Here is a 25,955-nt window from a genome sequence, read left to right as displayed (position 1 = left end):
TGCACAAGCAGGAAGAGCATCGTGATGGATCATGCAGGCGCGTTGGCAGCGGGAGCGATCCTCGATCCGATTTCGCAGATAGAGGCCTGGCTCGTCGCCCATCTGGCGTCGCATCGGGGTGTCGCTCCCCAGACCATTGATGTGCGCGAGCGGTTCAGCCATTACGGGCTCGATTCGCTGGGGGCGACGGGATTGCTCACCGAGCTCTCGAAGGTGCTGGGGCGCCCGCTCTCGCCGACGCTGGTGTGGGAGTATCCGACCCTCGGGGCGCTCGCGCGCTACATCGCGGAGGGGACAGGGGAGCCGTCCGGGGCCGCGCCAGCACGCGCCACGCGCGGGGCCGCGGGAGACGAGCCGATCGCCATCGTGGGGATGGCTTGTCGCTTTCCGGGGGCTCCGGACGTCGAGGCGTTCTGGCGGCTGCTCTCGGGCGGCGCGGAGGCGATCTCCGAGGTCCCCGCCGACAGGTGGGGTGCAGCGGTGCTGGGCGACGCCGATCCTGGCGCGGCGGCGGTGACGTCGGGTCGAGGCGGGTTCATCGGGGGCATCGATGCGTTCGACCCGCAGTTCTTCAGCATCTCCCCGCGTGAAGCCGATTCCATGGATCCGCAGCAGAGGCTCGTCCTCGAGCTGTCGTGGGAGGCCCTCGAGGACGCAGGCGTCCCGCCCTACTCTCTGCGAGAGAGCCGGACCGGTGTCTTCGTCGGGGCTGTCTTCGACGATTACGCGCTGCTGCAGGACCGCGCGGGCGCCGACGCCATCACGGCCTACACCAGCACGGGGGGCACGAGCTGCATCATCGCCAACCGTGTCTCGTACGCGCTCGGCCTCATGGGGCCCAGCATGACGATCGAGACGGCGTGCTCCTCGTCGCTCGTCGCCGTGGATCTCGCCTGCCACAGCTTGCGGCGCGGGGAGAGCGACGTGGCGCTGGCCGGCGGCGTGAACCTCATCCTCCTCGCCGAGACGACGGCGGCGATGGGCAAGCTCGGCGCCCTGTCGCCCGACGGGCGTTGCAAGGCCTTCGACGCAGCCGCGAACGGCTACGTGCGCGGCGAGGGCGCTGGGATCGTGGTCCTGAAGCGGCTCTCGGACGCGCTGCGTGACGGCGACCGCGTTCACTGCGTGATCCGGGGCTCTGCCGTCAACAACGACGGCCCGAGCCATGGCCTCACGGCCCCCAACCCGGCGGCGCAGCGGGCGCTGCTCGTGGACGCCTGCCGGAGCGCGCAGATCGATCCGGCGAGCGTGCACTATGTCGAGGCGCACGGCACGGGCACGCCGCTCGGAGACCCCATCGAGGCCTCCGCGCTGGGCGCTGTCTACGGCGCCGGGCGCTCGCCCGAGCGGCCGCTGCATGTCGGGTCGGTGAAGACCAACATCGGTCACCTGGAGTCGGCTGCCGGCGTGGCGGGTCTGATCAAGGCCACGCTGGCGATCACGCGCGGCGCCATCCCGCCGAGCTTGCACTTCCAGCAGCCGAATCCTCACATCGATTTCGAGGCGCTCCGCCTGCGCGTCACGACGGCGCTCGTGCCGTGGCCGGCGCCGGAGGGGGAGCCCAGGCGGGCGGGGGTCAGCTCTTTCGGGTACGGGGGCACGGGCGCGCACCTCGTGCTGGAGGGGCTGCCGCGAACCCTGGCGCGCGTGTCGGCGGCTCCCGGGCAGGCGGGGATCTCCGCGCGACAGGTCGCGTGGGCCTTCTCCGGGCAGGGCTCCCAGTGGCTGGGCATGGGTCGGGATCTGGTCCTCGGCGAGCCTGCCTTCCGGGCCATGCTCACGCGCTGCGATGCGTGCATGCAGCCCTACCTGGAGTTCTCGATGTTCGACGAGATCCTGGCGGGGGCCCCGCGCGCACAGCCGGAGCGCGTGGACGTGCTCTGGCCGGTGATCTTCGCGTTCCAGGTCTCGCTCGCGGCGCTCTGGCGCTCGCTGGGGGTCGAACCCTCGGTCGTCTTCGGCCACAGCATCGGTGAGATCGCGGCGGCGCAGGTGGCCGGCGCGCTGACCCTGGAGGACGCGGCGCGGGTGATCTGCCAGGAGGCGCGGCTCGTCCAGCGCATCGCGGGCAAGGGCGTGATGGCGCTGGTCGCACTCGGCTGGCGAGACGCGGAGGCCGCCGTGGCGCCTTACGGGGAGCGCCTGGCCTGCGCCATCGAGGCGAGCCCCACGGCGACCGTGCTGTCCGGCGAGCCCGGGGCGATGGCGGAGATCCTGGCGAAGCTCGGGGGGCTGGGGGTCTCTTGCCGCGCGGTGGGCGTGGGCGTGGCCGGGCACGGGCCCGCCATGGGTCCGATCGCGGCGGACCTGCGCTCCCTGCTCGGAGAGCTTCGCCCGCGCGCGGGGTCGATCCCTTTCGTCTCCGGGATGACCGGCGCGCCCGTGCGCGGCGAGGATCTCGACGGGGACTACTGGGCGCGGCAGCTCCGTGAGCCCGTGCGGTTCGGGCAGGCGGTCGCGCGCGTTCTCGCGGACGCGGGTGAGGCTCCACCGGTCTTCCTGGAGATCGCGCCCCATCCCGTGGTCAAGCAGTCGATCGAGGAGTGTTGCCGAGGGTTTGCACCGGAGGCGCCCGAGGTGCCGGTCGTGGCCTCGCTCCACCGCACAAAGGGGGCGGCGCAGTCCCTCTCCGAGGCGCGGGGGGCGCTCGCGCAGCATGGGGTCGCGTTCCGTCACCCGCAGGATGGGGGGGGGGCCGCGTCTCCGCGCGCGCACCTTCTGCCGCTGTCGGCCAAGGGTCCCGAGGCGCTCGCGTCGCTGGTCGATGCCTACCGCGAGGCGCTGCTCGAGGGCGACGCCTGTCTCGGTGACATCGCGTACACGGCGGGCGCACGGAGGAGCCACCACGAGCATCGGCTTTCGGTGGTCGGTGCGCGCAAGGAGGATGTCGCCGCGGCGCTCCTGGCGTTCGGGCGCGGGGAGGGCGCCGCGGGCCTCGTCGCGGGGAAGGCGCCGGCGGGCCCGCCGAAGGTGGTGTTCGTGTTCCCCGGGCAAGGGTCGCAGTGGGCAGGCATGGGGCGGCAGCTCCTCGCAGAGGAGCCCGTGTTCCGCAGCGTGGTCGCGGGGTGCGACGAGGCGATCCGGCGTGCGGCGGGGTTCTCCGTGATCGAGGTGCTGGAGGCCGAGGACTGCGCGCGGAGGCTCGAGGCCATCGACGTGGTGCAGCCCGTGCTCTTCGCCGTCGAGGTGGCGCTCGCGGCGCTGTGGCGCGCGTGGGGCGTCGTGCCGGACGCGGTGGTGGGCCACAGCATGGGCGAGGTCGCCGCCGCGCACGTCGCGGGCGCGCTGTCGCTGGAGGACGCGGCGGCCGTGATCTGCACCCGGAGCCGCTTGCTCCGCGGGGTGAGCGGTCTGGGCGCCATGGCGCTGATCGAGCTCGGCATGGCGGACGCGGAGCGCACGCTGCTGGGGTACGAGGATCGGCTGAGCGTGGCGGTGAGCAATGGCCCGCAGTCCACGGTGATCGCGGGCGATCCGGGGGCGCTGGACGCGGTGCTCGCGAGGCTCGATGCGCAACGCGTGTTCTGCCGGCGGGTGAAGGTGGACGTGGCCTCGCACAGCCCGCAGATGAACCCCCTGCGCGGCGCGCTGCTCGCCGCGCTGCACGGCGTCGCCCCACGGGAGGCGCAGGTGCCGATGCGCTCGACGGTGACGGCGCAACCGCTGCGCGGTGACGAGCTGTCGGCGGGCTACTGGGCGGACAACCTGCGCGAGCCGGTGCGGTTCGCGGAGGTGGTGCAGCGCCTGATCGCGGAGGGGCACACCCTCTTCGTGGAGATGAGCCCTCACCCCATCCTGGTGCCCTCGGTGGAGGAGAACCTCGGCGCGGTGGGCGCGGAGGGGGCGGCGATCCCGTCGCTGCGGCGAGGGCAGCCGGAGCGCGGGACCCTGCTCGAGGCGGTGGGAAAGCTTTACGTGCATGGCTGCTCGCTGGACTGGCAGCGGATCCACGCGGGGGGCGGGCGCGTGGTCGGGCTGCCGACCTACCGGTGGCAGCGCCAGCGCTGCTGGCTCGAGGCTCCGGTGGGTCCCTCGCGCAGGCCAGGGAGTGCCCGGGCGCTCGACAACGGCGGGGCGGGGCACCCGCTCCTGGGGGTGGCCTTCAACTCCCACGCGCGTCCGGAGGAGCGGACCTGGGAGCGATGCCTGAGCCTGAAGGAGGCGCCGTATCTCGCGGATCATCGCGTGCTGGGTGACGTGGTCTTTCCCGCAACGGGCTACGTCGAGATGGCACTCGCGGCCGGCGCGGAGGCGCTCGGCACGAAGGAGATCGTGCTGGAGGATCTGGAGTTCCAGCAGATGCTCGTGCTCCCGGAGGCGACGGCGCGCGTCGCGCAGCTCGCGCTGGCGCACCGAGGTGCGCGCCGGGCGTCGTTCCAGATTGCCTCCCGGGCCGATGGGGCGGCGGAATGGTCGGTGCACGCAGCCGGCACGCTCCGCGTCGTCGAGGAGGGGGAGGGCGAGGGCCGAGCGCCCGTCACGGCGCTCGCGTCGATGGTGCGGCCAGGATCGGAGCAGTCCGTCGCGACCCACTACGAGCGGATGCAGGAGCGGCAGCTCGTGTACGGGCCTCGGTTCCAGAGCCTGGCGCAGCTCTGGACAGGCGACGACGAGGCGCTGGTGCGGGTGCGCCTGCCCGGCGAGGTGAAGGAGGCCGGCTACCTGCTGCATCCGGCGCTGCTGGATGCATGCCTCCAGGCTTGCATGTGGCTCCTCGGCGCCACCGAGCGCACGGACACCTATGTGCCCGTGGGGATCCGGCGCCTGGTCGCGCGCAGCCTTCCGGCGCGGGAGGTGTGGGCGCGGATCGTGAGGCGCCACGAGGAGGGGGCGCGTGGCGCCGAGCGTGCCTTCGACCTGCGGCTCGTGGACGACGAGGGGCAGGCCCTGATCGACCTCGACGGCGTCCGCCTGCGGCGCCTCGAGACGGGAGCGATGGACGATGCGCTGGCCAGGTGCGTCCACGAGGTCGCGTGGCGGCGCGTGGACCCCCTGCCGGAGGTGATGCTGACGCCGGGGGGCGCGTGGCTGGTCTTCACGGACCGGGGCGGCCTCGGCGCGGCGCTCGGAGGGCTCCTGCGGTCGAAGGGGCAGCGGTGCGTGCTGGTCTCGACGAGCGCTGGGTACGAGCGGTGCGAGCTGGACCGGTACGGGATCGATCCGGCGAATCCGGCGGACTACCTGCGGTTGTTGCGCGAGGCGTTCGGCGACGCAGGGCCGTGCACGGGCGTGGTGCACCTCTCCACCATGGACGCGGCGCCCTTCGAGGCGATGACCGCCGAGAGCCTGTCGTCGGCGCTCGTGCGCGGTAGCGTGAGCGCCGCTCACCTCGTGCAGGCGCTCGTGAAGCATGCCCCTCCTGCGCCGCCGCGGATCCTGTTCGTGACGCGCGGGGCGCAGCGGACGTCTCCTGGCGATCTGGTGTCGGTGGCGCAGGCACCGCTCCTCGGGTTTGCCGGGACGCTCGCGCTGGAGCATCCGGAGTTCGGGTGCACGCGGATCGATCTGGACCCCGCGGCGCGTGGGGGCGAGGCGGAGCTTCTGTGCCGGGAGATGAGGGCGCCAGGCGGTGAGGGGCAGGTCGCCTTGCGGGGCGGTGATCGGTACGTCGCGCGGCTGGTTCGTGGTCGCTTCGAGCCCGACGCGTCCACGGAGGGGAGCCTTCCAGGCGAGCCTGCGCGCAGCCGTCCGTTCCAGCTCACGATCCAGGACCCGGGCGTGCTCGATCGCATGGCGCTCGCCGCGGTACGGCCGGTGGCGCCGGGGCCAGGGCAGGTGGTGATCGAGGTCGAGGCGGCGGGGCTCAATTTCCTCGACGTCCTGCTCGCGCTGGGGGCGATGCCGGACGATGCGCCAGGTGCGGATGGGCGAGGTCCGCGGCTCGGCAGCGAGTGCGCGGGGACGGTGGTGGCGGTGGGAGAGGGGGTGACTGATCTGGCGGTGGGTCAGGAGGTGATGGCGCTCGGCGCCCGCGCCTTCGGCTCACGGATGGTCACGGTCAGCTCCCTGGTGACGCGCCGGCCGGCACACCTGCGCTGGGAGGAGGCGGCGACGCTGCCGCTGGTCTTCGTGACCGCGTATTACGCGCTCGAACACGTGGGGAGGCTGCGGAGGGGTGAGCGGGTGCTCATCCACGCCGGCGCGGGCGGCGTGGGGCTCGCTGCGATCCAGTGGGCCCAGCATGTGGGCGCGGAGATCTTCGCGACGGCGGGGAGCGAGGAGAAGCGCGCCTATCTCCGTGACCTCGGGGTGCAGCACGTGCTCGATTCGCGCTCGCTCCGCTTCGCGGACGAGGTGCACCGGATCACGAACGGGGAAGGGATCGACGTGGTGCTGAACTCTCTGTCCAGCGAGTTCATCCCGGCGAGCCTGGGCTTGCTCCGGGATCACGGTCGCTTCCTCGAGATCGGGAAGAAAGACGCCTACGAGGACCGGCGGGTCGGACTACGGCCGTTCTTGAGGAGCCTGACGTTCTCGCTCGTGGATCTGCGGGGGATGATGATCCGGCGCCCCGCGCTGGTGGGCGAGCTGCTCAGCGACGTGAGGGCGATGTTCGAGGCGGGGACGCTGAAGCCGCTCCCGGTGGAGGTCTTCCCGATCTCGCGCGCGCTGGACGCGTTCCAGTTCATGGCGCAGGCCAGGCACATCGGTAAGATCGCGCTCGCGCTGAAGGATCCCGAGGTGCGGATCGCGCCAGAAGGTCCCGCTGACGTCGCGGCCATCCGCCCGGACGCGACCTACCTGATCACCGGTGGGCTCGGGGGGCTGGGCCTCGCGCTGGCGCGCTGGCTGGTGGACCGAGGCGCGCGACACCTGGCGCTTCTGGGGCGCAGCGGTCCGGGGGAGGAGGCGCGCCGCGCCATCCAGGCGATGGAGGGGGCCGGGGCGCGGATCGCCGTCTTCCAGGTGGACGTCTCGCGCGGTGTCGACCTGGCGGGGGTGACGTCGACCCTCGCGGCGACCATGCCTGCGCTCCGCGGCATCGTGCACGCCGCAGCGGTGCTGGACGATCGCACGGTGCTCGATCTCTCGGAGGAGAGCTTCGCGCGCGTGTTCGCCGCGAAGGCGCTCGGAGCGTGGCACCTGCACGCGCTGAGCGCCGGCCTCGATCTGGATTTCTTCGTGCTGTACTCGTCGGTGATGTCGCTCCTGGGCTCGCCGGGGCAAGGCAACTACACGGCCGCGAACGCGCTCCTCGACGCGCTCGCCCACCGGCGAGAGCGCATGGGTCTGCCCGCGATGAGCATCCAGTGGGGCACGTTCTCGGAGGTGGGCCTGGCGGCGGCACAGCAGAATCGAGGGCAACGCCTCTCCGAGCGGGGTCTGTCGAGCCTCGCGCCGGAGGAGGGGCTCGCGGCGCTCGGGCGGCTCCTCCGGCGGCCACGGGCCCAGGTGGGGATCGCCCGGCTCGACGTGCAGCGCTGGATCGCGTCACACGGCGGTTCGGCAGGCTCGCCCTTCTGGGCGGAGGTGCTGGAGGCAGCGAGCCTGGCGCCGCCGGGGAGGCCGGAGGCCTCGGAGATCCGCGCGGAGATCGAGCGCGCAGCGCCCGAGGACGCCATCGCGCTGCTCACGCGCTTCCTGGTGAAGGAGGTAGCGCTCGTGATGCGGCTCGATCCTTCCCGGATCGAGGCGACGTCGCGCCTGAGCCGCCTCGGCTTCGATTCGCTGATGACGCTGGAGCTTCGCAACCGCGTGCAGGCGGCGATCGGCGTTCAGGTGTCGAGCTCGGTCCTGCTCCAGCATGACAGCATCGGATCGGTCGCGTCGTACCTGAGCGAGCGCCTCACGGTGAGGCACCTGCTCGGCGCTGTACGCGCGCAGGTCGACGAACCCGACGGCGGTGAGGACCTGGAGATCTTGACGCTATGAACGCCGGGCGCCTCTCGCGGGTGGGCTGGTGTGCTCGGCGTAGAGCACTTGATTGACGGGCACTGACGGTCGCTGCCTGTGCTGATCCTGCACCCTTCGTGTGGGCTCCGCGCGGATGCGATCCGCAGGGACAGTGGTGTGCGTGAAGTTGCAACGGATGGAGATCATGGACCGAGATACCCTCGACGATGCCGTCGCGATCATTGGGATGGCTGGCCGCTTTCCGGGCGCGCGCGACGTGGACCAGCTCTGGCGCAACCTGCGCGATGGCGTCGAGTCGGTGACGTTCTTCACCGAGGAGGAGCTGCTGGCCGCCGGGATCGATGCCGCCGTCCTGAAGGACCCGGCCTACGTCCGGGCGAGCGCGATCCTCGAGGACATCGATCTCTTCGACGCTTCGTTCTTCGGCATGAAAGGGCGGCAGGCCGAGGTGACCGATCCTCAGCACCGTATCTTCCTGGAGTGCGCGTGGGAGGCGCTCGAGAGCGCCGGGGTCGATCCCTTCAGCTACGAGGGGGCCATCAGCGTTTATGCGGGCGCCAGCGTGAGCAGCTACCTCCTCCGCCAGCTCCTGACGATGCCAGGGCTGATGGCGAAGGGATCCGCCGGCTTCCTGACGCTGGTCGCGAATGACAAGGACTACCTGGCGACCCGCGTCGCCTACAAGCTCGACCTGAAGGGGCCGAGCGTCAGCGTGCAGACCGCGTGCTCCACGTCCCTCGTCGCGGTGCACATGGCCTGCGCGAGCCTCCTGGCCCGCGAGTGCGACATGGTGCTGGCGGGCGGTGTGACCGTGAGGATCCCGAACCCGGCCGGGTACCTTTACGAGGAGGGGTACATCACCGCGCCCGACGGGCATTGCCGCGCCTTCGACGCGAAGGGGCAAGGGATCGTCCCCGGCAGCGGCTGCGGCGTCGTGGTGCTGAAGCGTTTGCGGGAAGCGATCGAGGACGGGGACTTCATCCACGCGGTCATCCGCGGGTCGGCCGTCAACAACGACGGCTCGGCGAAGGTGGGCTTCACCGCGCCCAGCGAGGTTGGCCAGGCCAACGTGATCGCGGAGGCGCTGGCCATCGCCGGCGTGGACGCGCGGAGCATCCAGTATGTCGAGGCGCACGGGACAGGTACGGCGCTCGGCGATCCCATCGAGATCTCCGCGCTCACCCAGGCCTTCCGTGCGAGCACCGAAGAGCGGCAGTTCTGCGCCATCGGCTCGATCAAGACCAACATGGGTCACCTGGAGTCGGCCGCGGGCGTCGCTGGCCTGATCAAGACGGTCCTCGCCCTCCGGCACCGAAAGCTGCCGCCCAGTCTGCACTTCGAGACCCCCAACCCGCTCCTCGATCTGGAGCGCAGCCCCTTCTACGTGAACGCCAGGCTCACGGACTGGGTCTCCGGTCCGACGCCGCGGCGGGCCGGCGTGAGCTCGTTCGGGATCGGGGGGACGAACGCCCACCTCGTGCTGGAGGAGGCGCCGCCGGTCGCGGCTCCAGCGAAGCCGGCCGAGGCGAAGCTTCTGCTCTTGCCCCTGTCTGCGAAGAGCCCTGAAGCGCTCTCGGCCCTGGCCAGGGCGTACGCGCCTTTCCTGGCAAGCGGCGACGCGGGCAGGCTCGAAGACATCGCGTACACGGCGGCCCTGCGGCGCCATCACCACGAGCACCGGCTCGCGGTGGTGGGTAGGAGCGCGGGAGAGCTGTCGACGGCGCTGGGAGCGTACGGGCGCGGGGAGGTGTCGTCGGGGGTGGTGGAGGGAGAAGCAGGAGCGAGCGCGCCGAAGGTGGTGTTCGTGTTTCCGGGTCAGGGGTCGCAGTGGGCGGGGATGGGGCGGCAACTGATGGCGGAGGAGCCTGTGTTCCGGCGGGCGCTGGAGGCGTGCGACGGAGCGATCCGGAGAGAGGCCGGGTTCTCGGTGTGCGAGGTGCTGCAAGCGGAGGACAGCGCGGAGCGTCTGGAAGCGATCGAGGTTGTGCAGCCGGTGCTGTTCGCGGTGGAGGTGGCGCTGAGCGAGCTGTGGCGCGGGTACGGTGTGGAGCCGAGCGCGGTGGTGGGTCACAGCATGGGGGAGGTAGCGGCGGCGCACGTGGCAGGTGTGCTGACGCTGAGGGAAGCGGTGGTGATCATCTGCCGGCGCAGCCGGCTGTTGAAGAAGGTGAGCGGGCAGGGGGTGATGGCGCTGTGCGAGCTGTCGCTGGCGGAGGCGGAGAGTGAGCTGGTCGGGTACGAGGGTCGTCTGAGCGTTGCGGTGAGCAACGGACCGCGGTCGACGGTGGTTGCAGGCGAGCCGGAGGCGATGTCGGAGCTGCTGGGGCAGCTTGAGGAGAGGCAGGTGTTCTGCCGGCGGGTGAAGGTGGATGTGGCGTCGCACAGCCCGCAGATGGACGCGCTGATGGCGGAGCTGGTGAGTGTGCTGGGTGAGGTGACGCCGAAGGCGGCGAGCATCCCGATGTGGTCGACGGTGACGGGGGGGTGGGCGCGAGGAGAGGGGCTGAGGGCCTCGTACTGGGCGGACAACCTGCGCAAGCCGGTGCTGTTCGGGGGCGCGGTGCGAGGGCTGCTGGAGGCAGGGCACACGGTGTTCGTGGAGATGAGCCCGCACCCGATCCTTGTGCCGTCGGTGGAAGAGAACGTGCGGGAGAGCGGGCGGGTGGGAGTGGCGCTCGGAGCGATGCGGCGGCACGCGGAGGAGCGGCGGAGCCTGCTGGAGGGGCTAGGGGCGTTGTACGCGCGCGGGTACGCGCTGGACTGGAAGAAACAGCGGGCCGAGGGAGGGCGGGTGGTGCTGCTGCCGAGCTATCCCTGGCAGCGTGAGCGGTACTGGTACCACGCCGACGCTGCCGAGGTTGACGCGGAGGATGCGGCTGGTGCGTCTGCGCCGGCGCCTGCGCTGGCGCCGTCGGGGCGGCTTTACGAGGTCCTCTGGCAGGAGGTCACTTCTCCGGCAGAGCGGGCAGAGGGCGTTGCGCGCGCTTCCGTTTCAGGCTCGTGGCTCGTGCTTCATCAGGGGGCAGCGCTCGCCGAGGCGCTCGTGTCGCGCCTGCAAGACGCAGGGGCGCGGTGCGTGACGGGCGATTTGGCCGCGCCCCCGGAGTCGTACGCGGCGGCGCTCGATGGAGCTTCCCCGGAGAGGCTCGCGGGTGTCGTGTGCGTGTGGAGCAGCGACGCGGGTGGCTCACCGGCGGAGGGCGCTGAGGCCCTGAGCGTGGCGGCGCTGGCGATGTTGAAGGCGCTGCTGCGGCGTGAAGGTGCGGCGCCGCCGCGGCTGCTGTGGGTAACGGAGGGGGCGCAAGCGGTGCGGCCCGGTGAGTCGGCGGCAGTGGCCGAGGCTTCGCTGTGGGGGCTTGGCCGCTCGGTGATGCAGGAGAGCCCGGAGCTTGGCTGCGTGCTGGTGGATCTGGAGCGCGGAGCGCGCGACGCCGTGGAGGTGCTCCTGCGCGAGCTCGGGCGCCCCGATGACGAGACGCAGATCGCCTGGCGCGGGGGGAGGCGGTACGTGTCGCGCCTCGTGGAGGCGCCGCCGGGCAAGGAGCTCCGGGAGCGGCCGCGCATCACGGCGGAGAGCACGGTCCTGATCACGGGCGGCCTCGGCGCGCTGGGGCTCCAGGTGGCGCGCTGGCTCCGGGAAGAGCACGGGGTGCAGCACCTCCTGCTCGCAGGGCGGCGCGCACCCGAGGGGGAGGCGCGCGCGGCGGTCGAGGCGCTGCGCGAGGCGGGGGCGCAGGTGACGGTGACCCAGCTCGACGTCACCGACGCGTCGCAGGTCGAGGCCGTGATGCAGCTCGTCCCGCAGGAGCTGCCGTTGCGTGGGGTCATCCACGCGGCTGTCGTCCTCGACGATGGGGTCCTCGCGAAGCAGGACGCCGCACGTTACCAGCGGGTCCTTGCGCCGAAGGTGAGGGGAGCGTGGAGCCTGCACCAGGCGACGCGTGGCGTGCCCCTCGACTTCTTCGTCCTCTTCTCCTCTGCCGCGTCGATGCTCGGCTCGGCAGGGCAGAGCAGCTATGCGGCGGCAAATGCGTTCATGGACGCCCTCGCGCACGCACGTCGGGCGGAGGGATTGCCGGCGCACAGCTTGAACTGGGGGCCGTGGGCCGAGGTGGGGCTTGCCGAGGCGCTCGATGAGCTTCAGCAAGCGCGCCTCCGGAGGCAGGGGCTCGGGATGATCGCGCCCGCGCAGGCGCTCGTACTCCTCGGGCGGGCGCTGGCACGGCCGGAGGCGCAGCTTGGCCTGCTGTCCCTGGACCTGGAGGCGGTGCGGCGCAGCTCTTCCGCGAGCGCGCCGCCCCCCTTCTGGCGGGCGCTCGTCCAGCCGCCGCGCGCGGTCATGGTCACCACGGGCTGGGTCGGGGGGTGGGCTGCGCTTCCTCCGTCGGCGCAAGGCATGGCGATGGAAGCGGCAGTGCGGGAGGACGTGGCGCGGGTGCTGTCGCTCGGTTCGGCGAGTGACACCCCCGTCGATCGTCCGCTTCAGGAGCTGGGGCTCGACTCTCTGATGGCCCTCGAGCTGCGCAACCGGCTCTCCGCGCGCATCGGCAAGCCGCTGTCGGCGACGGTGGTCTTCGACCATCCGACGGTGGAAGCGCTCTCGCGCTTCTTGATCGGTCGCATCGGCGGCCCTCTGGAGAAGGTCATCGCCGCGCCCTCACCGGTGCCGGTGATGCGTGACGAGCCGATCGCCATCGTGGCCATCGGCTGCCGTTTCCCTGGCGGCGTGCGCGATCCCGAGAGCTTCTGGGACCTGCTCGAGCGCGAAGAAGACGCCATCCGTGAGGTCCCGAAGGAGCGGTGGGACATCGAGGCGTACTACGATCGGGATCCCGACGCCCCCGGCAAGATGACGACCCGCTGGGGCGGTTTCCTCGAGGGCTCTGACCTCTTCGATCCTGGCTTCTTCGAGATCTCGCCCCGCGAAGCAGCGGCGCTCGACCCTCAGCAGCGCTTGCTCCTCGAGGTGAGCTGGGAGGCGCTCGAACGCGCCGGTCGAACGCCGGCAGAGCTGATGGGCAGCGACACCGGCGTCTTCGTCGGGATGTGCACCCACGATTATCAGATCATGGCGCGGGGCGGCGCCGACACCATCGACCCCATCGCGCTCCTGGGGACGGCGCACAGCATGAGCGTCGGGCGGCTGTCGTACTGGCTCGGGCTCAAGGGCCCGAACATGCCTGTGGACACCGCATGCTCGTCGTCGCTGGTGGCCCTTCACCTGGCCTGTCAGGCCTTGCGGAACGGCGAGTGCTCGCTGGCGCTCGCGGGCGGCGTCAACCTCATCCTGATCCCCGAGCACACCGTCACGCTGAGCAGGACCCGGGCGGTCTCGCCGACGGGACGGTGCCGGGCCTTCTCGGCGGACGCGGACGGCTTCGTTCGCAGCGAAGGGTGCGGCGTCCTCGTGCTGGAGCGCCTCTCGGACGCGGTGCGGAGGGGGGATCCCATCCTGGCCGTCGTGCGCGGTTCAGCGATCAACCAGGATGGTCGGAGCAATGGCCAGACGGCGCCGAACGGCCCTGCACAGGAGGCGGTGATCCGGCGGGCCCTCGCGCAGGCGGGCGTCTCGCCCTCCGCCGTGGCCTACGTGGAGACCCACGGGACAGGGACGCAGCTCGGCGATCCCATCGAGGTGCAGGCGCTCGGGGTCACCCTGGGCGAAGGCCGCGCGCCGGACAGTCCCGTGATCCTCGGCTCGGTGAAGACGAACATCGGCCACACGGAGGCCGCCGCGGGCGTCGCGGGGGTCATCAAGGCTGTGCTCGCGCTGCAGCATGCGCACATCCCGAGGACGCTGCACTTCACCGCACCGAACCCCCACATTGCGTGGGACGAGCTACCCGTGAAGGTCGCGGCCGAGGCGTCATCCTGGCCCTCCTCCGGGACGCCTCGGATCGCTGCCGTGAGCTCGTTCGGGCTCAGCGGGACGAACGCCCACGTGGTCCTCGAGGAGGCGCCGGATCGAGGGATCATGGAGGACGCCCCCGCGGAGGAGGCGTTCCTCGTGCTCCCCCTCTCGGCGCACGCGCCCGAGGCGCTCGCTGCCTTGGTAACGGCGTACGGTCACTTCCTCTCGGAGGAGGGCGCGGGCGCGTCACACGCACTCCGCGACATTGCGTACACCGCGAGCGTCCGGCGCGGCCACTGGCCGCACCGCCTGGCCGTGGTGGGCAGCTCCCGGGCCGACATCGGCGCCGCGCTCGATGCGCTGGTGCGCGGCGAGGCACCTGCAAGCGTCGCGCGCGGGTGGACGTCGCGGGCTGCCCGGTCCGGGGTCGTGTTCGTATTCTCCGGTCAGGGATCGCAATGGGTGGGGATGGGCCGCGCGCTGATCGCCGAGGAGCCTGTCTTCCGCGCTTCGATCGAGGCCTGTGAGCCGCTCGTGCAGCGCCACGCGGGCTACTCGCTCCTGGGCGAGCTCGCAGCCGAAGAGGGTACAGCTCGTCTTGGTGAGACCGAGGTAGCCCAGCCGGCAATCTTCGCGATCCAGGTGGCGCTCTCCGCGCTGTGGGCGTCGTGGGGTGTCGTGCCGGAGGCGGTGATCGGCCACAGCGTCGGGGAGGTGGCGGCGGCGCACATCGCTGGCGCGCTCGACCTGGAGGAAGCGATCCGGCTCGTGTGCCTCCGCGGCCGGGTCATGCAGCGCGCGACGGGACTGGGAAAGATGGCGTCCGTGGAGCTGCCTTTCGAGGAAGCCGCGCGGGCGCTGCGGGGTCACGAGGAGCACCTGACCATCGCGGCGATCAACGACCCTCGCTCGGTGGTGCTGTCGGGGGACGCGACGGCACTCGCGGAGGTCCTCGCGCAGCTCGAAGGGCAGGGCGTGCGCGGGCAGACGCTGCGCGTGGACTACGCCTTCCACAGCCCGCAGATGGATCCCCTGGTCGACGCGCTCAAGCACGCCCTCGGTGCGCTCCGGCCGCGCCCGTGCGCGCGCGCGATGTACAGCACCGTGGAGGGCGGCCTCGTCGCCGGTGAAGCGCTCGATGCGACCTACTGGGCGAAGAACGTCCGCGCGCCCGTGCATTTCGCGGGCGCGGTCGCTGCCGCGATCGGCGACGGGTTTCGCACCTTCGTGGAGGTGGGCCCGCACCCGGTCCTGTCGCTCCACGTGGAGCGCGCTCTCTCGGAGGGGGGCGTGGAGGGGCGCGCCATCCCCACGCTGCGGCGCGACCAGGAGGGGCGGAGGAACCTGCTCATGGCCTTCGCGGCGCTCTATGCGCATGGCCACGCGGTCGATTTCAGCCAGTTTTACCCCGAGGGCGGGCGCGTCGTCGCGCTGCCGGCGTATCCATGGCAGCGAAAGAGGTACTGGCTTGAGGATGCGCCCGCGCTCCGGGGCGCGCACCGTGATGCACTGCCGTCGGGGCACCCGTTGCTCGGCGCGCGGATCCCGGCGGCTGAAGCGAAGGCGCTCTACGAGGCGACGCTGGGTACGGAGACGCTTCCCTATCTGGCGGATCACCGGGTGTTCGGGCAGGTTGTGGTGCCTGGAACGGCGCTGCTGGAGCTGTCGCGGGCGGCTGCGGAGGCGTCGGGCCTCGGGGCGCGGGCGCGCGTGGAGGGGCTGGTGGTGCGTGCACCTCTGGTGCTCCCGGAGCGGGGAGCGGTGCGCGTGCACGTGGTGGTCTCCGAGCCGAGCGAGGGTCGCGGCGAGGTCGCGGTGTACAGCCAGCCGCTTTCCGCGCGGCCGGACGAGCGATGGGTGGAGCACGCTCGAGGCCAGCTTCGCGTGGCCACTGGCGGCGCGCCAGGCCAGGTGGGGGATCTCGGGGCAGTGCGCGCCCGGTGCGGCAGCGCGGTCGCGGTGGCGGAGCTGTACACGGCGTTCGGCGAGCTGGGTCTGGCGTACGGTCCCACCTTTCGCGGCATCGAAGCGCTGTGGCGAGGCGACGGTGAGGCGCTCGCGCGGGTCGGGTTGCCTGCCGGTACCGACGGAGACGAGGGGGCCTACGGCGCGCACCCCGCGCTGCTCGATGCGGCGTTGCAGTCGCTCGCCGCGGCGCTCGGGCCTCAGATCGGGAGTGAGGCTTATCTGCCGTGGGAGATCGGTGCGTTCACGGTGTGGCAGCCAGGCTTCTCTTCTGCGTGGATCCATGCGCGGCTGAGGGGCACGCCAGGCGGGAGCGGGGAGGTGATCTGCGGCGACGTCGTGGCCCTGGACGATCGTGGCGAGGTGCTGGCGGAGTTGACCGAGGTGCGCTTCAAGCGCGCAGATGCGGCGGCGCTCCGGCGGGCGATGGCGTCGGCGCCGCTCGAGCACCTCTACGAGATCACCTGGCAGGAGACCCATCCGCTGGGAGAGGTGGCGGTGCCTCCGGGGGTGTGGCTCGTGATGAGCGACGAGGACGACCGCGCTCAATTCTTCCTGGAGGGCCTCCGGTCCCGGGGAGCGCAGGGCGCCGCGGTGAGGCTGACGAAGCAAGCCGGAGAGATCGACGCGGCGCTGGATGCGGTCGGCCCGGAGGGCCCCGCGGGCATCGTGTGCCTGTGGGGTAGCACCGAGGGCGGCTCATCGGCGGAGCATGCCGAGGCCGCAAATGTGATGGCGCTGGAGGTTGTGAGGGCGCTGCTGCGGCGCGAGGGTTCGGCGCCGTCGCGGCTGCTGTGGGTGACCGAGGGCGCGCAAGCGGTACATCCCGGCGAGACCGTGTCGCCGGCGGGGGCATCGCTGTGGGGGCTCGGGCGCTCGGTGATGCAGGAGCATCCGGAGCTTGGCTGCACGCTGGTGGACGTGGAGTGCGGGGCGAGCGACACGGCGGAGGTGCTCTGGCGTGAGCTGGGACGCCCCGACGACGAGGACCAGATCGCGTGGCGGGGGGGCAAGCGACGCGCAGCGCGGCTCTCCAGGGTCTCCGCCACGCTGGGCCTCACGATCCCGGACACGCCGTCGTACCGTCTGGAGACGGCCAGGAAGGGACTGCTCGATCATCTACGCCTGGTTCCGGCCGAGCGACGGGCGCCTGGTCCGGGTGAGATCGAGATCGCGGTGAAGGCCTCCGGGCTCAACTTCCGGGATGTCCTCCGCGCCCTGGGCAGGGATCCGGGGGAGGGCGTGGAGATGGGAGGGGAGTGCGCCGGGATCATCACGGCGGTGGGGGAGGGGGTGCAGCACCTCGCGGTGGGGGATGCTGTGATGGCGGTCGCGCTGGGGGCCTTCCGTCGGTTCGTGACGGTGGACGCGCGCCTCGCGTGCCCTCCGCCGGCGGGGCTCTCCGCGGCGCAGGCGGCGGCCTTGCCGATCGCGTTCCTGACGGCGTGGTATGCGCTGCACGATCTCGGGCGCCTGCGGCGCGGGGAGCGGCTCCTGATCCATGCCGCGGCTGGCGGGGTCGGGATGGCGGCGGCGCAGATCGCCCGGTGGATCGGCGCCGAGGTCTTTGCCACGGCGAACCCCAGCAAGTGGGACGCGGTGCGTGCGATGGGGATCGCGCACGTGGAGAGTTCGCGGACGCTCGCGTTCGCCGACACCTTCCGGGCGTCGACGCAGGGGCGCGGGGTGGACGCGGTGCTGAACGCGCTCACGGGCGACTTCGTGGATGCGAGCCTGTCGTTGCTCTCCGCAGGCGGTCGGTTCCTGGAGATGGGGAAGACTGACATCCGCTCGCCAGAGGCCGTGAGCGCAGCCCATCCAGGTGTCGACTACCGGGCCTTCGACCTGTGGGAAGCGGGTCCGGAGCGGATCCAGGAGATGCTCCGTGCGATCTCCGACGGCTTCACCGCGGGGCATCTACGCCCGCTGCCGGTACGCACGTTCCCGATCACCGACGCGGAGAGCGCGCTCCGGTTCATGGCGCAGGCGCGGCACCTTGGCAAGATCGTCCTCCTGCCCGCCGCTGCGAAGGACGCTCCTGTCACACGGGAGAGCACGGTGCTGATCACCGGCGGACTCGGGGCGCTGGGCCTTCAGGTGGCGCGCTGGCTCCGGGAAGAGCACGGCGTGCAGCACCTCCTGCTCGTCGGGCGACGGGCGCCTGAGGGAGCGCAGGGCGCGGCGGTTGCGGCGCTGCGCGCGATGGGGGCGCGCGTCACGGTGGCCCAGCTCGACGTTGCGGATGCGGACGCGGTGCGGGCCCTCGTGGCGGCCGTGCCTGTGGAGCTACCGCTCCGGGGCGTCATCCATGCGGCTGGCGTGATCGACGACGGTATGGTCGCGCAGCAGACCGAGACGCGGTTCTCCGGGGTCTTCGCGTCCAAGGTGCGTGGCGCCTGGAACCTGCACGAGGCGACGCGGGGCGTGCCGCTCGAGTGCTTCGTGCTTTTCTCGTCGGGCGCCTCTCTGGTCGGTTCGGCTGGGCAAACGAGCTACGCCGCGGCCAACGCCTTCCTGGATGGCCTCGCCCACGCGCGGCGCGCAGAGGGGCTCCCTGGCCATAGCTTGAGCTGGGGACCATGGGCCGGAGGGGGGATGGCCGAGACGCTGAACGACGTCCAGCGCGCGCGCTACCAGCGCATGGGGATCGGCGCGCTCGCCCCGGCCCAGGGGGTCACGCTCCTGGGGCGCGCGCTCTCGCGCCCCGAGGCGCACCTCGGGATCTTGCCGCTGGACCTGCGGGTGCTCGGTCAGGCGTTCGGAGGCAAGGTCGGGCCGCTGTGGAGGGCGCTGGTCAGTCCGCCATCCAGCGGTGTGGCCGGTGGCGGGAGCACCCGAGCCGTGGGCCCTTGGGCGGCGCGTCTGGCGGCGCTGTCTCCCGAGGCGCGTGCGGCGGAAGTGGAGGCGGCGGTGCGGAGCGAGTTCGCGAGGGTCCTGTCCCTCGGCTCCGCCGGCGCGCTCACGGCCGATCAACCGCTCCGGGATCTGGGGCTCGACTCTCTGATGGCCCTGGAGCTGCGGAACGCACTCTCCGCCCGCGTCGGCAAGGCGTTGCCCGCCACCCTGCTCTTCGATCGACCCACCGTGGCGGCGCTGCGGCAATACCTGCTGGAGGAGGTCCTGCGCGTCGATGCTCCGAAGGCCAGGCAAGCCGTGGCTCTTCCTCGCGCCGCGCTGCAGGAGGAGCCGATCGCCATCCTCGGCATCGGCTGCCGGATGCCGGGTGGGGTGCGTGACCCCGATGGCTTCTGGCGGCTGATCGAGGGGGAGGTGGACGCCATCCGGGAGGTGCCGAGGTCGCGCTGGGACATCGATGCGTTTTACGATCCGGATCCGGACGCCGCCGGCAAGATGGTCACGCGCTGGGGTGGCTTCATCGACGACATCGAGCGTTTCGACCCGGTGTTCTTCGGTATCTCACCGCGCGAAGCGACGAGCATCGACCCCCAGCAGCGGTTGCTCCTGGAGACCACCTGGGAGGCCCTTGAGCGCGCAGGCTTCAGGGCCGACGCTCTGGCTGGCAGCAACACCGGCGTCTACGTTGGCATCTGCGGCAACGACTACCAGTCCATGATGCTCGCCCGCGGGGCCGAGCGCTTCGATCCGTACTCGCTCCTGGGCTCGGCGCACAGCGCGAGCGTCGGGCGGCTCTCGTACTGGCTCGGCCTCCAGGGGCCCAACCTGGCAGTGGACACGGCGTGCTCCTCGTCTCTCGTCGCGGTGCATCTGGCCTGCCAGGCGTTGCGATCCGGTGAGTGCACCATGGCGCTGGCCGGGGGCGTCAACCTGGTGCTGACACCGGAGACGACGGTGTACTTCAGCAGGATGCGCGCGATGTCCCCCACGGGCCGCTGCAGCGCGTTCTCCGCGCAGGCTGACGGCTACGTGCGCGGGGAGGGCTGCGGCGTGCTCGTGCTGAAGCGACTCTCGGACGCAGAGCGTGACGGGGATCCGATCCTGGCGGTGATCCGTGGCTCCGCCGTGAATCAGGACGGCCGTAGCCAGGGTCTGACGGCGCCGAACGGTCCGTCGCAGGAGGCGGTGATCCGGCAGGCGCTGGCCCAGGCGGGCGTGAGCCCGGCATCGGTCGGCTACGTGGAGGCGCACGGGACGGGGACGCCGCTCGGAGATCCGATCGAGGTGCAGGCGCTCGGCGCTGCCTACCGTGAAGGGCGCGCGGCAGAGACGCCGCTCTGGATCGGCTCGGTGAAGACGAACATCGGCCACACGGAAGGCGCCGCGGGCGTGGCTGGGATCATCAAGGTGGTGCTCTCGCTCGCGCGCGGGCGCATCCCCCGTAGCCTGCATTTCACGGAGCCGAACCCGCACGTGGCGTGGTCGGAGCTGCCGGTGCGGGTGGCCTCGGAGGCGGTTCCCTGGGAGGCGAACGGCGAGCCCCGGGTGGCGGGGGTGAGTTCATTCGGGTTCAGCGGGACGAACGCGCATGTCCTCATCGGAGAGGCGCCGCGGCGTCGGCAGGTCGAGGTGGCTGCGAAGGAGGCGTCGAGCCACGTGCTGCCGCTGTCCGCGAAGAGCCCGGAGGCGCTGCGCGCGCTGGCGAGATCGTGGAGTTCGTTCCTGTCGACATCGGACGCGCGGCTGGAAGATGTCGCCTACACGGCGGGCGTGCGCAGGACGCACCACGAGCACCGGCTGGCGGCGGTGGGGAGGAGCGGGGAGGAGCTGTCCGCGGCGCTCGGCGCGTACGGGCGCGGGGAGGTGTCGTCGGGGGTGGTGGAGGGGCAAGCAGGAGCGAGCGCGCCGAAGGTGGTGTTCGTGTTTCCTGGTCAGGGGTCGCAGTGGGCCGGGATGGGGCGGCAATTGATGGCGGAGGAGCCTGTGTTTCGGCGGGCGCTTGAGGCCTGCGACGCCGCCCTCCGGCCGCATACGGGCGCGTCGGTGATCGAGGCGCTCGGAGAGAGCGAGGAACGCTCGCTGCTCGGCGAGACGGCGGTTGCACAGCCGGCGCTGTTTGCGGTCGAGGTGGCGCTTGCTGCGCTGTTCAGGTCATGGGGGGTCGTGCCAGCGATGGTGATCGGCCACAGCGTGGGCGAGCTGGCCGCAGCCCACGTCGCCGGGGTTCTGGATCTCGAAGAGGCAGCGCGCCTCGTCGTGCTCCGGGGTCGCATCATGCAGCGCGCGACGGGGCAAGGAAGGATGCTCTCGGTCGCGCTGAGCGAGGACGATGCGCGTGACGCGATCGGCGGGATCGCGGCGCAGGTGGGGATCGCTGCGGTCAACGCACCTCGGCAGGTGGTCCTCTCGGGGGAGGCGACAGCGCTCGACGCGGTGGCGGAGAGGCTCGCGGCGCAGGGGGTCTCGTGCAGGGATCTACGGGTGAACTATGCCTTCCACAGTCCACAGATGGATCCGCTGCAGAGCGAGTTCGTCGAGGCCGTCGGAAAGCTCACGCCTCAGCGCGCGACGATCCCGATGATGAGTACCGTCACCGGAGAAGCCGTCTCGGGCCAGGAACTCGACGCCGCTTACTGGGGGCGAAATCTCCGCGGGACAGTGCGCTTCGAGCAGGCCATCACGGCGTCGCTGGCGGGAGGGCACTCCCTCTTCGTGGAAGTGGGTCCGCACCCGGTCCTGTCGCTCGACGTGGAACAGTGCCTCGCAGCGCGCGGGAATGCTGGCCACATCGTGGCGACGCTGAGGCGCCGAAAGGACGAGCGCCAGCGCGTCCTGCAAGCGCTCGGCCTTGTGCATGTGCACGGGGTTCCTGTGTCGTGGGGACGGCTTCACCCCGCAAGGGGTCGAGTCGTCGCGCTGCCCACGTATCCCTGGCAGAGGACGCGCCACTGGATCGATGCAGCGCGCTCGACGGAGAGGCATGGCGTCGCGACCGGGCACCCGCTGCTTGGCTCCCACACGCCCTCTGCTTTCGCGGAGGCTGTGTTCGAGGTGGAGCTGAGCGCGGCGACGCTCCCGTACCTCGCGGACCACCGCGTCTTCGGCGACGTCGTCGTCCCAGGTGCTGCGCTGGCCGAGATCGTGCGCGCTGCGGCGGCGACCCGCTACGGGTGGGAGCAGGTCCGGGTGACGGACCTGCTCCTCCAGGCGCCACTGCGCTTGCCCGGTACAGGGAGCCGCCGGGTGCAGGTGGTCCTGCCCCGCAGGGATGCCGAGGCCGTCGAGGTGTCCATCTACAGCCGTGCCGGCGACGCGGCACCCGAGGCGCGGTGGACCCTTCACGCTCACGGGTACGCAGGGCTTGCCAAGGGCATCGAGCAGGCAGGGATGCTCGATGTGGGCGCGATCCGCGCGCGCTGCCGGACGGGCATGGTGGTGGACGACATCTACGAGCGCTTCGCAGCTTCGGGGCTCGGGTATGGACCGGCCTTCCGAGCGATGACGGAGCTTGACCGCGGCGAGCACGAAGCGCTCGCGCGCGTCGTGCTACCGCAGGGGGCGCGGGACGATGCCGAGGCGTACGGGATGCATCCTGCGCTGCTCGACGCATCACTTCATGCGCTTGCAGCCATCGTGGATGTACCGGTCGGGCACACGTATTTGCCGTTCGAGTTCGGCGAAGTCCTGGCCCTCGCACCTGGCGTCACCGAAGCGTGGGTACATGCCACGATCGAGCGTGAGATCGCGTCGGATGCGGAGACGATCGAGGCCACCGTCACCGTGGCCGACAGCGCGGGGAAGGTGGTGATCCGCCTGTCGCGCCTCCGGCTGAAGCGCGCCGGTACGGCCGTGCTGCGCGACGTCCGTGGAGAGCCCGTGTCCGGGGAGCACCTCTACACGGTTCGCTGGCGTGAGAAGCCTGTCGCGGGCGACGTGGTCCAGCCCTTGGGCAGATGGCTCCTGCTGAGCCGCGACACACCGGCTGCGCACAAGATTGCAGCGCGCCTGAGGGCCTCTGGCGCGACCTGCCTTTCGGCGAGCATTGACGCGCCTCTGGAGGCGCTGGCGGAGGTGCTCGATCCGGCGTCTGCGGCGCCGTTGCAGGGGGTCATCTGCCTCTGGTTCGAGCCGGTGACAGGCGAGGGGGAGAACTCCTCGGCGACGCGCGCCGAGCGCACCTCGATCGCGGCCTTGCGCATCGTGCAGGCGCTCGCGAAGCACACGGCGCCACTGCGGATGCTCTGGGTGACCGCGGGAGCGCAGGAGGCGGGGGCGGGTGACCTGTCCGCTGTGAACCAAGCGCCGCTCTGGGGGCTCGGCCGTGTGGTCGTGCAGGAGCATCCCGAGGTCGGTTGCGCGCTTGTCGACCTCGATCCTGGCGCGGAGGATCACGTCGACGTGATCTGGAGTGAGCTGTCCCGTGCGCATGGCGACGCGGAGGTCGCATGGCGGCGCGGCAAGCGTCACGTGCCGCGGCTGGTCGAGGCACCTCCTGGGCAGAGCGCGCGTGACCGAGCGCTGCTTCGGGCAGAGAGCACGGTGCTCGTCACGGGCGGGTTGGGGGCCCTGGGCCTCGAGGTCGCACGATGGCTCTGGGAGGAGCATCGGGTGAGGCACCTCCTGCTCGTCGGCCGGAGGTCGCCTTCGGCAGAGGCGGTCGCGACCATCGCGCGGTTGCGCGCCGAAGGAGCGGGTGTGACGGTCGCCCAAGCGGACGTCACGGACCTTCCCGCGCTGCGGGCGCTCCTCGACAGCGTGCCCGCGGAGTACCCTCTGCGCGGCGTTATCCACGCGGCCGGCGTGCTCGACGACGGCGTCCTTGCCGAGCAGACGGCGGCGCGGTTCGAGCGCGTCATGGCGCCGAAGATCCGCGGCGCATGGACCCTCCACGAAGCGACGCGGGGCACGCCGCTCGATGTGTTCGTGCTCTTCTCGTCGGCGACCTCGCTGTTCGGCAACGCGGGGCAGGCCAACTACGCCGCAGCGAATGCGTTCCTTGACGCCCTCGCGCATCACCGTCGCGCCGAGGGCCTGCCGGCCCACAGCCTGCACTGGGGACCCTGGGAAGGCGGCGGGATGGCGGCTGGCCTGGCCGGTGCGGCGCTGGCGCGCCTTGCTCGGATGGGGGTGGGCATGATCGCGCCGGCTCTCGGTCTCTCCCTGCTCGGGGAGGCGCTCCTCCGTCCGGACGCCGAGCTTCTCCTGATGCCCATCGACCTGTCCGCCGCGCAGCGGTCGTTCGGCGCTGAGATCCCTCCCTTGTGGCGCGAGCTCATCGTACCGAAGGCGGTCAACAGATCTCCCCGCACGGCGGGGTTCGATGCGCGGCTCCTCGGGCTCGACGCCGCGGCGCGCCGGGCTGAGGTCGAGGGCATGGTGCGGGCGGAGATCGCGAAGGCGCTGTCGCTTCCGTCGACCAGCGACGTCCCGGAAGATCGACCCCTCCAGGAGCTGGGGCTGGACTCGTTGATGGCGGTGGAGCTCCGCGGCGTGCTGTCCAGGCGGCTCGGGACGCTGCTGCCCTCGACGCTGGCCTTCGATTACCCGACGGCGCGTGCGCTCTCGCGCCATCTGCTCGAGCGGTTGCAGATCGACGAGACACCGAGCGCCGCACCTGTGAGGCCCTCGGCGCCGCGGGAAGAGCCTGTCGCCATCATCGGGTTCGGTTGTCGCTACCCGGGCGGTGTTCGCAATGCGGAGACCTTCTGGACCTTGCTCGAGCAAGGCGTGGACGCGATCCGTGAAGTGCCGCGGGAGCGCTGGGACATCGACGCGCTCTACGATCCCGATCCCGACGCCCCCGGCAAGATGATGACGCGCAGCGGGGGCTTCCTCGACGACATCGACCGGTTCGATCCTGCGTTCTTCGGCATCTCCTCGAGGGAAGCCCAGAAGATGGATCCGCAGCAGCGGCTCCTCCTCGAGACGAGCTGGGAGGCGCTGGAGAGTGCAGGGCTCGTGTCCGAGCGGATGATGAACAGCGACACCGGCGTGTTCGTGGGCCTCATGTACCACGACTACGGAGCGCTTGCCGGGAGCACTCCCGAGGCGTTCGACGGCTACGTCGGGACGGGCGGCTCTGGGAGCATCGCCTCGGGGCGCATCTCGTACTGGCTCGGCCTCAAAGGGCCGAGCCTCACCGTGGACACGGCATGCTCCTCCTCGCTGGCGACCATCCACCTGGCTTGCCAGAGCCTGCGGTCCGGCGAATGCAGCGTCGCGCTGGCAGGTGGCGTGGCGGTGATGCTCACACCGGCGGCGCACGTGGAGTTCAGCCGCTTGCGCGGCCTCGCCCGTGACGGCCGGTGCAAGAGCTTCGACGCCTCGGCGGACGGCGTGGCCTGGAGCGAAGGCTGCGGCATGGTCGTGCTCAAGCGCCTCTCGGACGCGGAGCGGGACGGCGACGCGATCCTGGCGGTGATCCGCGGCTCCGCGGTGAACCAGGACGGCCGCAGCCAGGGCCTGACGGCGCCGAACGGCCCGTCGCAGGAGGCGGTGATCCGGCAGGCGCTGGCTCAGGCGGGCGTGAGCCCGGCGTCGGTCGGGTATGCGGAGGCGCACGGGACGGGGACGCCGCTCGGGGATCCCATCGAAGTTCAGTCGCTCGGCGCCGTGTACGGCGCTGGCAGGGCGTCCGACGATCCGGTGCTGATCGGCTCGGTCAAATCGAATTTCGGGCACACGCAGGCGGCAGCCGGTGTGGCCGGCGTCATCAAGACCGTGCTGGCGATGCAGCACGGGCTGATCCCCCGGAGCCTGCATTTCACGGAGCCGAACCCGCACGTGGCGTGGTCGGAGCTGCCAGTGCGGGTGGCCTCGGAGGCAGTGCCCTGGAAGGCGAACGGCAAGCCTCGGGTCGCAGGGGTGAGTTCCTTCGGCTTCAGCGGGACGAACGCCCATGTCGTTCTCGAGGAGGCGCCGCGGAGAAGGCAGGTAGAGGCGGCTGCGAAGGAGGTGACGAGCCACCTGCTGCCGCTGTCCGCGAAGAGCCCGGAGGCGCTGCGCGCGCTGGCGAGGTCGTGGAGCACATTCCTGACGACATCGGACGCGCGGCTGGAAGACATCGCGTACTCGGCGGGCGTGCGCAGGACGCACCACGAGCACCGGCTCGCGGTGGTGGGTAGGAGCGCGGGAGAGCTGTCGACGGCGCTGGGAGCGTACGGGCGCGGGGAGGTGTCGTCGTGTGTGGTGGAGGGAGAAGCAGGAGCGAGCGCGCCTAAGGTGGTGTTCGTGTTCCCGGGTCAGGGGTCGCAGTGGGCGGGGATGGGGCGGCAACTGATGGCGGAGGAGCCTGTGTTCCGGCGAGCGCTGGAGGCGTGCGACGGAGCGATCCGGAGAGAGGCCGGGTTCTCGGTGTGCGAGGTGCTGCAAGCGGAGGACAGCGAGCGTCGTCTGGAGGCGATCGAGGTTGTGCAGCCGGTGCTGTTCG

Annotated in this window: 2 protein-coding genes; both read left to right on the top strand. The window is 71.5% G+C overall.

The features are described from left to right. Positions 1–24 precede the first annotated feature (24 nt). Positions 25–7,872: a type I polyketide synthase gene (locus tag CAP_RS40315; protein ID WP_197041559.1), complete on the top strand. Its 7,848-nt coding sequence runs from the start codon at positions 25–27 to the stop codon at positions 7,870–7,872. Between the two features lie 166 nt (positions 7,873–8,038). After that, positions 8,039–25,955, top strand: a 17,917-nt coding sequence (locus tag CAP_RS51565) for a type I polyketide synthase (RefSeq protein ID WP_197041558.1), incomplete at its 3' end; no start/stop codon positions are given.

It is taken from the genome of Chondromyces apiculatus DSM 436 (assembly GCF_000601485.1).
GTDB lineage: Bacteria > Myxococcota_A > Polyangia > Polyangiales > Polyangiaceae > Chondromyces > Chondromyces apiculatus.
The sequence above is the reverse complement of the archived record's forward strand: the minus strand, read 5'-3'. Positions and strand labels throughout refer to the sequence as shown.